At 43.7% G+C, this 12711-nt stretch carries 8 protein-coding genes, 1 tRNA gene and 1 pseudogene; all 10 read right to left on the bottom strand.

What is annotated here, in order from left to right:
• Positions 1–163: 163 nt before the first annotated feature.
• Positions 164–4363 carry a DNA-directed RNA polymerase subunit beta' gene (gene rpoC / locus MF4640_RS16700; protein WP_078390313.1) on the bottom strand — a complete coding sequence of 1400 codons (4200 nt, stop codon included), beginning with the start codon at positions 4361–4363 and terminating at the stop codon, positions 164–166.
• A gap of 141 nt (positions 4364–4504) precedes the next feature.
• Complete coding sequence (gene rpoB / locus MF4640_RS16695; protein ID WP_078390312.1) at positions 4505–8593, bottom strand: DNA-directed RNA polymerase subunit beta; 4089 nt, start codon at positions 8591–8593, stop codon at positions 4505–4507.
• A 301-nt stretch (positions 8594–8894) separates the two neighbouring features.
• A complete protein-coding gene (gene rplL, locus MF4640_RS16690) occupies positions 8895–9260 on the bottom strand; it encodes a 50S ribosomal protein L7/L12 (protein ID WP_004692767.1) in 366 nt (121 codons plus the stop codon).
• 48 nt (positions 9261–9308) lie between these two features.
• Positions 9309–9815 (bottom strand): 50S ribosomal protein L10, encoded by a 507-nt coding sequence (gene rplJ, locus MF4640_RS16685; RefSeq protein WP_004692769.1) that lies wholly within the window; start codon positions 9813–9815, stop codon positions 9309–9311.
• Positions 9816–10113: 298 nt separating this feature from the next.
• Positions 10114–10809: a 50S ribosomal protein L1 gene (rplA, locus tag MF4640_RS16680; protein WP_004692770.1), complete on the bottom strand. Its 696-nt coding sequence runs from the start codon at positions 10807–10809 to the stop codon at positions 10114–10116.
• Positions 10810–10812: 3 nt separating this feature from the next.
• Positions 10813–11241 (bottom strand): 50S ribosomal protein L11, encoded by a 429-nt coding sequence (gene rplK, locus MF4640_RS16675; RefSeq protein WP_004668262.1) that lies wholly within the window; start codon positions 11239–11241, stop codon positions 10813–10815.
• 118 nt (positions 11242–11359) lie between these two features.
• Complete coding sequence (gene nusG / locus MF4640_RS16670; protein ID WP_078390311.1) at positions 11360–11893, bottom strand: transcription termination/antitermination protein NusG; 534 nt, start codon at positions 11891–11893, stop codon at positions 11360–11362.
• A gap of 7 nt (positions 11894–11900) precedes the next feature.
• Positions 11901–12341, bottom strand: coding sequence for a preprotein translocase subunit SecE (gene secE, locus MF4640_RS16665; RefSeq protein ID WP_004692774.1), 441 nt, complete (start codon positions 12339–12341; stop codon positions 11901–11903).
• Between the two features lie 76 nt (positions 12342–12417).
• A tRNA-Trp gene (locus tag MF4640_RS16660) sits at positions 12418–12493 on the bottom strand.
• Between the two features lie 48 nt (positions 12494–12541).
• A pseudogene (locus MF4640_RS16655) lies at positions 12542–12711 on the bottom strand (elongation factor Tu); the annotation flags it as partial.

The following is a 12711-nucleotide window of genomic DNA, read 5'->3' as shown; positions in this document are numbered from 1 at the left end:
AAGTGAAGGAGCTGTCTGCTGAAATGCTGAACTTAAATTCTGAGAAAAAGTCATAAAAAAATGAGCGTATCTGGATACGCTCATTTTTACCGCATTTCAGCTATTTTGTCTTAACTGATCAGCATTAACCCGAAGGTGGCTTTTTATTCATTTAAAGGGCTAATTACAGACCGTTAAACTCATCGCTAAATGCTTGGCTTAATGCTTGATCCACATCAGAGAAATCATTTACAAGCTCGTGCTCTGCAGCTTCAGCTTCTTGACGACGACGCTCTAAGTGATACGCAAGACCAGTACCTGCAGGAATCAAACGACCTACAACCACGTTCTCTTTCAAGCCACGTAAATCATCTTCTTTACCTGTTACAGCCGCTTCAGTTAACACACGAGTGGTTTCCTGGAACGATGCAGCAGAGATGAACGAGTCAGTAGAAAGCGACGCTTTGGTAATACCCATCAATTGACGTTCAAACTTCGCAGGGAACTTGTTTTGCGCAAGAACAGCTTGGTTCTCTTGCATCACGCGGATGTAATCCACTTGTTCGCCTTTGATGAAGCTTGTATCACCGCCATCAGTGATATCAACTTTACGCAACATTTGACGTACGATCACTTCAATGTGCTTGTCGTTGATTTTTACACCTTGCAGACGGTATACGTCTTGAACTTCGTTCACGATGTAGTTGGTCAGCGCAACTTCGCCTTTCAAGCGTAAGATGTCATGTGGGTTCTGTGGACCGTCAGAAACAGTTTCACCACGGTTCACATGTTCGCCTTCGAACACGTTCATGGTACGCCATTTTGGAATCAATTCTTCGTAAATCTCAGAACCATCATCTGGAGTAATCACTAAACGGTTCTTACCTTTAGTCTCTTTACCAAAGCTTACAACACCTGAAATTTCAGCAAGAATCGCATGCTCTTTCGGTTTACGTGCTTCGAACAAGTCAGCTACACGCGGTAGACCACCGGTAATGTCACGCGTACGTGAAGTTTCTTGTGGTACACGACCAATAACGTCACCCACACCAATTGTTTCGCCATCACGGACAGAAAGAATCGTGTTTTGTGGTAGGAAGTAGAACTGCTCACCACCATCAGTCGTATCAAGAACAACCGCAGGACGTAAATCTTTACCAGACGCAGGACGTGCAGTCACAGGTAAGATTTCAATCGTCGTCATACCCGTTGCATCATCAGTTTTAGAGGTAACAGTTACGCCATCAGCGATTTGGCTGAAACGTACTTTACCTGCAACTTCTGTTACAAGTGGGTGTGTGTGCGGATCCCAAGTCGCCACAATACCGCCAGCTTCTACAGCTTCGCCATCTTTCAACAAGATAGACGCACCGTATGGCAGTTTATAACGCTCACGCTCACGACCTAAATCATCCGCAATACCGATTTCGCCTGAACGAGAAGTCGATACCAAGTGTCCTTTGGCATGTTGTACTGTTTTCACATTGTGGAAACGTACAGTACCTTTGTTACGTACTTGTACGCTGTTTGCAGCAGACGTTCGGCTTGCAGCACCACCTACGTGGAAGGTACGCATTGTTAACTGTGTACCCGGCTCACCAATCGATTGTGCAGCCATAACACCCACAGACTCACCAGGGTTCACCTGATGACCACGTGCAAGGTCACGACCATAACATTTCGCACATACGCCGAATGTAGATTCACACGCAACCACTGAACGTACTTTAACTTCATCGACACCTTGCTCTTCTAGGAAGTTTGCAAGTTTCTCATCAATCAAAGTGTTACGTGGCAGGATAATGTCATCAGAACCTGCTTTCTTCACATCTTCAGCAACAACACGGCCCAGTACTCGAGTACCTAAGTTCTCGATCACGTCACCGCCTTGAATGAACGGAGTCATTACAAGACCGCCCAAAGTACCACAGTCAGGCTCAGTAATAACCAAGTCTTGCGCTACGTCTACAAGACGACGTGTCAAGTAACCAGAGTTCGCTGTTTTAAGTGCTGTATCGGCCAAACCTTTACGTGCACCGTGTGTTGAGATGAAGTACTGAAGTACGGTCAAACCTTCACGGAAGTTCGCTTTAATTGGAGTTTCAATGATCGAACCATCTGGTTTCGCCATCAAACCACGCATACCCGCTAACTGACGAATCTGAGCTGCCGAACCACGGGCACCTGAGTCAGACATCATATAGATCGAGTTGAATGATTTTTGCTTCTCATCTTCACCCTGTTTGTTTTTAACAGTGGTAAAAGACAAGTTGTCCATCATCGCTTTCGCGACTTGGTCGTTGGTACGTGCCCAAATATCGACAACTTTGTTATAACGTTCGCCCGCAGTTACGAAACCTTGTTCGAACTGTTGCTCAATTTCACGAACTTCAACTTCCGCTTTTTCAATAATTGAGTACTTCGCAGGTGGAATCACCATGTCTTCCATACCTACCGATACGCCTGAACGTGTCGCTTGACGGAAACCTAAGTACATCAATTGGTCAGCAAAGATCACTGTATCTTTAAGACCTAATTTACGGTAGCAAGAGTTAATCAATTTAGAGATGTTTTTCTTGGTCATCTCAACGTTGATTTGTTGGAAATCCATACCTTCTGGCACAACTTCCCAAAGTAAGCAGCGACCTGGTGTTGTATCCACAACAATGGTTTGCTGTTCACGGTTACCATTTTCATCAATCACAGTCTGGTGTACACGTGCTTTTACGCGAGCGTGTAAGTTTACCTGACCTGTTGCCAATGCACGGTTTACTTCGTGCGTATCTGCAAACACCATGCCTTCACCTTTGGCATTGATCGCATCACGAGTGATGTAATACAAGCCTAAGACAACGTCCTGAGACGGTACGATGATTGGCTCACCGTTCGCTGGAGACAAAATGTTGTTGGTCGACATCATTAACGCACGCGCTTCTAACTGCGCTTCAAGCGTTAATGGCACGTGTACCGCCATTTGGTCACCGTCGAAGTCGGCGTTAAACGCAGCACAAACGAGTGGGTGAAGACGGATCGCTTTACCTTCAATCAGGATCGGTTCAAATGCTTGAAGACCCAAACGGTGAAGTGTAGGCGCACGGTTCAACATCACAGGGTGTTGACGAATCACGTGAGCAAGAACGTCCCAAACTTCTGGCGTTTCGCGCTCAACCATTTTCTTCGCAGCTTTAATGGTTGTTGCTTGGCCAGATGCTTGTAGTTTTGCGAAAATGAATGGCTTGAATAATTCAAGTGCCATTTTCTTCGGAAGACCACATTGGTGCAGACGTAAAGTAGGACCTACAGTAATTACCGAACGACCTGAATAGTCAACACGCTTACCAAGTAAGTTTTGACGGAAACGACCTTGTTTACCTTTGATCATATCAGCCAAAGATTTAAGAGGACGCTTGTTCGAACCTGTGATTGCACGACCACGACGACCGTTGTCTAACAATGCATCTACAGACTCTTGTAACATACGTTTTTCATTACGTACGATAATGTCTGGCGCTGCAAGGTCAAGAAGACGCTTCAAACGGTTGTTACGGTTGATCACACGACGGTAAAGGTCGTTCAAATCAGAGGTCGCGAAACGACCACCTTCAAGTGGCACTAACGGACGAAGATCTGGTGGAAGTACTGGAAGTACATTCATCACCATCCATTCTGGCTTGTTGTTTGACTCTTTAAACGCTTCCATCAACTTCAAACGCTTAGACGCTTTTTTAAGCTTCGTCTCAGACGTTGTGTTTGGAATTTCTTCACGTAAACGTGAAATTTCGTTTTCAAGATCGATGTCTTTTAACAAGTCTTGAACAGCTTCTGCACCCATTTTCGCAGTGAATTCATCACCGTGTTCTTCTAAAGCGTTGAAGTATTCTTCATCGTTTAAAAGTTGGTATTTCTCAAATGGAGTCATACCTGGGTCAGTTACTACGTAAGATTCGAAATACAATACGCGTTCGATATCACGTAGCGTCATGTCTAATAATAGACCGATACGGCTCGGCAATGATTTCAAGAACCAGATGTGTGCAACTGGAGAAGCTAGCTCGATGTGACCCATACGTTCACGACGAACTTTCGCAGTTGTTACTTCAACGCCACATTTTTCACAAATGACGCCTTTGTATTTCATACGCTTGTATTTACCACACAAGCATTCGTAATCTTTGACTGGACCAAAAATTTTGGCACAGAATAAACCATCACGTTCTGGTTTGAACGTACGATAGTTAATGGTTTCAGGCTTTTTAACTTCACCATGAGACCATGACTTAATCATTTCTGGTGACGCAAGACCAATACGGATGCGATCAAACTCAACTGGAGCATGACCGTCTGAATCCGTCTTTTTGCGCATGATATCGAGCAAGTCTTTCAATTTTTTTCTCCGTGTGTTGTGGAGACTTTCACTACACAACTGGGTCACAAATATTGTTTTTTAACTGAGAAATCTCCCCGCTTACCTTTCGAGGAAGCCTCTCTTTGAACAAGAGAGGTTGGGGAGATTCAATGGAGAAACTTAGTCACCATTTTTCAGTTCAATGTTGATACCTAAAGAACGGATCTCTTTGGTCAATACGTTGAACGATTCAGGCATACCTGGGTCCATATAATGGTTACCATCTACAATGTTCTTATAGATACGGGTACGACCTTCAACGTCATCCGACTTAACAGTAAGCATTTCTTGAAGCGTGTAAGCTGCGCCATATGCTTCAAGCGCCCAGACTTCCATCTCACCGAAACGCTGACCACCGAATTGTGCTTTACCACCAAGCGGCTGTTGAGTTACTAATGAGTAAGAACCAGTAGAACGTGCGTGCATCTTGTCGTCTACCAAGTGGTTCAGTTTCAACATGTACATGTAACCTACAGTTACAGGACGGTCAAACTGTTCACCTGTACGACCATCATACAATACTGTTTGACCAGTACGTGAAATGTTCGCAAGCTCTAACAAGTCTTTAATTTGAGATTCTTCAGCACCATCGAATACTGGCGTTGCAAGTGGAACACCCGCACGTAAGTTACCCGAAAGCACCAAAATTTCATCATCAGTTAAGCTATCAAGATCTTCTTGCTCGCCACCAACTTTGTTATAAATCTTGTCTAAGAATCCACGAAGCTCAAGTACAGTACGTTGCGCTTTTAACATCTTGTCGATTTCTTCGCCAAGACCTTTCGCTGCCATACCTAAGTGAGTCTCTAGAATCTGACCCACGTTCATACGTGACGGTACACCCAGTGGGTTCAATACGATGTCGACTGGAACACCATTGGCATCGTGCGGCATGTCTTCAACAGGCAAGATGTTAGAAACAACACCCTTGTTACCGTGACGACCCGCCATCTTATCACCCGGTTGGATGCGACGTTTAACAGCCAAGTAAACCTTAACAACTTTCAATACACCTGTTGTTAATTCATCACCTGTAGAAAGTTTGCGTTTTTTCTCTGCAAACTTCTCATCAATTTCAAAGCTCTTCTCTTTCAAGAACACTTGAATTTGAGTTAAACGCTCTGCAATAGCTTCATCAGTCGGTTGGATTTCAAGTAAATCAACCAACTCTAAACCAGACAATACGTCTACAGAAAGCTTATCGCCACGCTTGGTTGTACCACCACCGTTAGACTCTTGACCTGTCAACAAACGAACAATACGTTCACGTGCTGCTTCTTCGAAGATTTTGTATTCTTCTTTCAAGTCTTTACGATATGAATCAAGCTGAGCTTTTTCAATTGCTTGCGCACGTTCGTCTTTCTCAAGACCGTCACGTGTAAACACTTGAACGTCAATCACTGTACCTTTGGTACCTGATGGAACACGTAAAGATGAGTCTTTTACGTCAGCTGCTTTTTCACCGAAGATTGCACGAAGCAATTTTTCTTCTGGTGTTAACTGCGTTTCACCTTTAGGCGTTACTTTACCTACAAGGATATCGCCCGCAGTCACTTCAGCACCGATATACACGATACCTGATTCATCAAGCTTAGACAGTGCAGCTTCACCCACATTCGGGATATCTGCTGTAATCTCTTCCGCACCCAATTTCGTATCACGTGCAACACATGATAATTCTTGAATGTGAATCGAGGTTAAACGGTCTTCTTGAAGTACGCGCTCTGAAAGTAAGATCGAGTCTTCATAGTTGTAACCATTCCACGTCATGAACGCAACGCGCATGTTTTGACCTAGCGCAAGCTCACCGCCATCTGTTGATGGACCGTCAGCCAATACATCGCCACGACCGACTTTATCACCAAGTTTCACAAGAACTTTTTGGTTAATACAAGTGTTTTGGTTCGAACGTGTATATTTGATCAGGTTATAGATATCTACACCTGCCTCGCCTGCAACCATTTCGTCTTCGTTGACACGAATCACGACACGTGAAGCATCGACGAATTCGATACGACCACCACGACCCGCAATCACACACACACCAGAGTCATGCGCTACATTTGCTTCCATGCCTGTACCTACAAGCGGTTTGTCAGCAATCAATGTAGGCACAGCTTGACGCTGCATGTTTGAACCCATCAATGCACGGTTGGCGTCATCGTGTTCAAGGAATGGAATCAGTGATGCCGCAACAGAAACAACCTGCTGTGCAGAAACGTCCATATGCGTCACTTTTTCAGGCGGCATACGTACGAAATCACCTTGGTGACGTACAGAAACAAATTCTTCTGTTAAGTTACCGTCTTTATCTACGCCAGAATCGGCCTGTGCAATCACAGTACCTACTTCTTCAATTGCAGATAAATACTCAACTTCATCCGTTACACGACCATCAAGCACTTTACGGTATGGTGTTTCTAAGAAACCGAAATTGTTACATTTCGCATAAACAGAAAGCGAGTTGATCAAACCAATGTTTGGACCTTCCGGCGTTTCAATTGGACATACACGACCGTAGTGAGTTTGGTGTACGTCACGTACCTCAAAGCCCGCACGTTCACGTGTCAAACCACCGGGACCAAGCGCCGATACACGACGTTTGTGCGTAATCTCAGACAATGGGTTGTTTTGGTCCATGAACTGAGATAACTGGCTTGAACCAAAGAATTCTTTGATTGCAGCAGCCACTGGTTTCGCATTGATCAAATCTTGCGGAGACAAGTTATCTGTTTCAGCTTGGCTTAAACGTTCTTTAACAGCACGTTCTACACGAACTAGACCAACACGGAATTGGTTTTCAGTCATTTCGCCTACTGAACGCACGCGACGGTTACCCAAGTGATCGATATCGTCGACTTCACCTTTACCGTTACGGATTTCAACCAATGTTTTTAATACATCAGTGATATCTTCGTTCGACAAAATACCTTCAACTTCACGAGACTTCTGATCCGTACCCACTTCGTAAGGACGACCTAAACGACGGTTGAACTTCATACGACCCACTGGAGAGAGGTCATAACGTTCTGAAGAGAAGAACAAGTTATTGAATAAATTTTCAGCCGCTTCTTTCGTTGGTGGCTCGCCTGGACGCATTACTTTGTAGATTTCTACCAATGCTTCTTCACGACCTGTCGTGGTGTCTGCACGTAAAGTATCTGCAACGAATGAACCACGGTCGATGTCATTGGTGAATAGAATGTTAAATTGTTTAACACCCCCTTCAGCCAATTTCACCATCACTTCATGGCTTAACAAGGTATTAGCTGCAATCACATCACCATCTTTAAGTGGGATGTCTTCTGCAGTAATGCGCTCGTACAAGTACTCATCTGGCACAGAAAGTTTTTCTAGGCCAGCAGCTTCCATTTGACGCACATGACGCGCGTTGATACGCTTGCCTTGCTCAACAATGGTTTTGCCATCATTATCTACGATGTCAAATTGTGCCATTTCGCCACGTAAGCGTTCTGGAACAAGGTCAATCTGGTAGCTACCCATGTCTAGGTATACAGGCACTTTTTCATAGAACAAGTCTAAGATTTGCGCATTGTTATAACCCAAAGCACGAAGAACCACAGTCGCGAGTAATTTACGACGACGGTCAATACGCACAAATACAAGGTCTTTTGCGTCAAATTCGAAGTCTAACCATGAACCACGGTAAGGAATAATACGCGCAGAATAAAGCACTTTACCACTAGAGTGGGTTTTGCCTTTATCGTGGTCAAAGAATACGCCCGGTGAACGGTGTAATTGAGATACGATTACACGCTCAGTACCATTAATAACGAATGTACCGTTATCGGTCATGAGTGGCATTTCACCCATGTACACTTCTTGCTCGCGCACGTCTTTAATTGATTTAGTTTCGCGATCTTTTAAGATCAAACGAATTTTTACGCGCATTGGTGCTGCATAAGTTGAGCCACGAAGAATACATTCGCGTACATCAAACTCAGGCTTACCAAGACTATACTCAACAAATTCTAAAGCAGCATTGCCAGAATAACTTTCTATAGGAAAAACTGAACGAAACGCGGCTTGCAGACCGATATCTTCGCGGTTTTTTGGTGATTTGCCATCTTGTAAAAATGTTCTGTACGAGTCGACTTGAATCGCGAGCAAGTACGGAGCATCCATAACACTAGGCAATTTACCAAAATTCTTACGGATCCGTTTCTTTTCGGTATATGAGTATGCCATCTGGAGTCCTCGGAAAGTAAACCGAGCCCGCCTGCAGAACGGGCTCAGAAGGAATTACGCAGGCCGATATGGCCACCACTTTTTACAAATGCTGCAATTTTCAGTGGTATTGAAACGCTTACCAATATTTTTAAATTTGAAAAATATTGGTAAGCGTTTGATTCTTTTCTTTATTTTAATTTGATGGATTTTCCACCAAGCAAACAAAAATCGAGCCGATTATTGTAACGCAAAAAGGCTGATGACCCAAGAGCCATCAGCCAATTTTTGGGGTGAAATTAATATTCCCCCCCTGGTAACATTACTTAATAGTAATAGTAGCACCAGTTTCTTCAAGTTTTTTCTTAAGTTCTTCAGCTTCTTCTTTAGAAACTGCTTCTTTAAGAACTGAAGGAGCGCCTTCAACCATGTCTTTAGCTTCTTTCAAGCCAAGACCAGTGATTTCACGAACTGCTTTAATCACAGCTACTTTGTTCGCGCCGAAAGAAGTCAACTCAACGTTGAATTCTGATTGCTCTTCAGCAGCAGCAGCAGCAGGACCTGCAGCTACAGCTACAGCAGCAGCAGATACGTTGAATTTTTCTTCGAAAGCAGAAATAAGTTCAACAAGTTCAAGAACAGTTTTTTCAGCAACTGCGTTTAAGATTTCTTCGTTTGTTAAAGCCATGAGAGTAACTCCAAATGGGTATTGAATGATGTGTGTTTAAGTTTGAGCTTATGCAGCTTCTGACTCGTTTTTCTCTTGAAGCGCTGTAAGTAAGCGACCCAATTTCGAAATAGGAGCTTGAAGAACGCTTGCAAGCATAGTAAGCGCTTTCTCTTGGTTTGGAAGATTCGCGATAACGCTAACTTCTTCGCCTTGATAAAGTTTGCCTTCAAATGCAGCAGCTTTAAGTTCAAATGCTTTGTTAGTTTTCGCAAATTCTTCGAATAAGCGTGCCGCAGCACCCATATCATCTGCAGAAGTTGAGAAAGCTAAAATTGTTGGGCCAACAAGGTTGTCGTTCAAGATATTGAATGGAGTATCTTGAAGAGCGCGTTTAGCCAAAGTATTACGTACAACACGTGTAGCAACACCTAACTTACGAGCTTCAACACGAAGAGCAGTTAATTGCTCAACAGTTAAACCTTGGTAGTCAGCAACAACAGCAGCAAACGCAGTAGAAGCAACTTCAGTTACTTCAGCAACGATCTGTTTTTTGCCTTCGATAAGAAGAGCCATTGTAAAACCTCCTAACGGTGATTTATGTACTTACGCGAAGTACACTCCCAATTCGCAAGTTCATCACTGAACCTACACGCGGAGGATGAACAAATCACACCACCGCGTCTACTCAGGCTGGGAAATTAAGAAAGTAATCGAAATTACTCTCGCCTGAGGTCTTTGACGCTGATAAATCTACATTTACCAATTCAAAGTTTGCCTAAGTTTGCAATATACGACAGAGCGTTTCTTGCGTAAAAATCAAAGCAGCGCTTTGATTTTTACTCAGGGCTTTAAAATTCTGTCTAAGTAAAACTTAGTTAGAAACGTTGCTTACATCAACAACAAGACCAGGACCCATAGTTGAGCTCAAAGTGATCTTTTTGATGTATACACCTTTAGATGTCGCAGGCTTTAACTTTTTCAAGTCTGCAATCAAAGTTTCAACGTTTTGACGAACAGCTTCAGCAGAGAAATCTACTTGACCGATCGCAGCGTGGATAATACCCGCTTTGTCTACACGGTAACGTGCTTGACCAGCTTTTGCATTTTTAACTGCACCAGCTACGTCAGGAGTTACAGTACCCACTTTAGGGTTTGGCATTAAGCCACGTGGACCAAGAATCGTACCCAACTTACCCACAACGCGCATTGCATCAGGAGCAGCAATTACTACGTCAAAGTCAAGGTTACCCGCTTGAATGCTTTCAGCAAGGTCATCAAAACCAACGATATCCGCGCCTTCAGCTTTAGCAGCTTCAGCAGCAGCGCCTTGAGCAAACACAGCTACACGTACAGTTTTACCAGTACCTGCAGGAAGTGTAGTCGCGCCACGAACAACTTGGTCAGATTTACGAGGGTCAACACCTAGGTTTACCGCAACATCCAAAGATTCTTTGAATTTCGCAGCAGGAAGACCAGCAAGAACAGCTACTGCTTCTTCTAAAGTGTAAACTTTGTTTGCTTCAATAGCAGCAGCAATGGCTTTTTGACGTTTAGTTAACTTTGCCATGTCTTATAGCTCCACTTCCAAGCCCATAGAACGTGCAGAACCAGCGATGGTACGAACACGTGCGTCTAAATCAGCACCAGTTAAATCTGGTTCTTTAGTAGTCGCGATTTCTTCCAATTGAGCACGAGTCAACTTACCAACTTTAGTTTTGTTAGGTACAGCAGAACCCTTTTGGATACCAGCAGCTTTCTTAAGAAGAATAGATGCAGGAGGAGTTTTCATGATGAATGTGAACGACTTGTCGTTGTACACAGTAATCACGACTGGAATTGGTAAACCAACTTCAAGTTTTTGTGTCGCAGCATTGAATTCTTTACAGAATGCCATGATGTTAACACCACGTTGACCCAATGCAGGACCAATCGGTGGAGATGGATTCGCTTTACCAGCTGGAACTTGCAGCTTGATATAGCCGTCAATCTTCTTAGCCATTTCAAATTACCTCTGGGTACAAACGCCGATGAAGGCTCCCCAATTTCTAAGTAACGATACCGTTACAACAACAATGCCTGACTTATAAATAAGCCAGGCGTTTTTCAACCACATCCAATTAAACTGATTTTTCGACTTGGCGAAATTCCAGCTCAACCTGAGTTGGTCGATTAAATACATTAATGGTCAACGTTAAACGTGACTTTTCGTATAGAACTTCTTCCACCACACCTTTAAAATCTGTGAATGGACCGTCAACCACGAGTAATTCTTCGCCTGGTTCAAACATCGTCTTCGGACGTGGTGCTTCACCAGTATTGCGTACACGAGCAAGAATCGCATCTGCTTCACGCTGGGTAATTGGTGCCGGTTTCTCAGCCGTACCACCAATAAAACCTAAAACTTTTGGACATTCTTTAACAATGTGCCAAGTTTCATCATTCATTTCCATTTCGACCAATACATAGCCTGGAAAGAACTTACGCTCAGATTTACGCTTCTTACCATCCTTCATTTCTACCACTTCTTCGGTAGGAACAAGGACTTCACCAAAGCTATCGGCTACAGCGCTACGCTGGATTCGATCATTAAGTGAACGCATCACTTGTTTTTCATAACCTGAATAGGCATGAATAATGTACCAACGTTTCATAGCTCTCTTACCCGATAATAAACTTCATTAACCAGCCCAAAATGTAGTCAAAACACCATAATAAAATGGATGCAACAACTACAACCGCAAGCACCTGCCAAGATGTGGTCATGGTCTCTTGCTTTGTTGGCCAAGTCACTCGACGCAGCTCAATTCGTGAGTCTTTCAACAAACGAGCAAAGCCTTTGCCTTGATGGGTGGCGTATAATAAACCGAATGCCACGATGATACAAGCCAAAATTACCCCAACGCGCACCCAGATATCGTTGGCTGGTGCCCAATACGCTGGTAGGTGTTGATTCACCATGGTCGCACCAATTAATAAAATCAATGCGATAATCCATAAGACGACGTCTAGGGGAGAACCAGATTTAACCACTTCAGCAGAATTATTTCTTTGAGGGATTGCCGCGTCGCTTTGTGCGTCGCGTAATTTTTCATTCGACATTTTTGTACTCGTCGTAGGTTTCGCGACTTATTATATGACCAGTTTTGCCGACATCAAGCGTCTTTTATAAAAAAGTTGGCAGGCCAGGAGGGACTCGAACCCCCAACATTCGGTTTTGGAGACCGACGCTCTACCAATTGAACTACTGACCTGCAAAACAAATTGGAGCCGAAACCCCAATTTGTAATTTTATTTTATAATTATGCAGTTACTTTAGCAACTACACCAGCACCAACTGTACGGCCACCTTCACGGATCGCAAAACGTAGACCTGGGTCCATTGCGATTGGGTGGATTAATTCTACTGACATTTCTACGTTGTCACCAGGCATAACCATTTCAACGCCATCTTGTAATTTGATCGCGCCAG

The sequence above is a fragment of the Acinetobacter sp. MF4640 genome (assembly GCF_002018895.1).
Classification (GTDB): Bacteria; Pseudomonadota; Gammaproteobacteria; order Pseudomonadales; family Moraxellaceae; genus Acinetobacter; species Acinetobacter johnsonii.
This window is presented reverse-complemented; position numbering and strand designations above follow the sequence as displayed.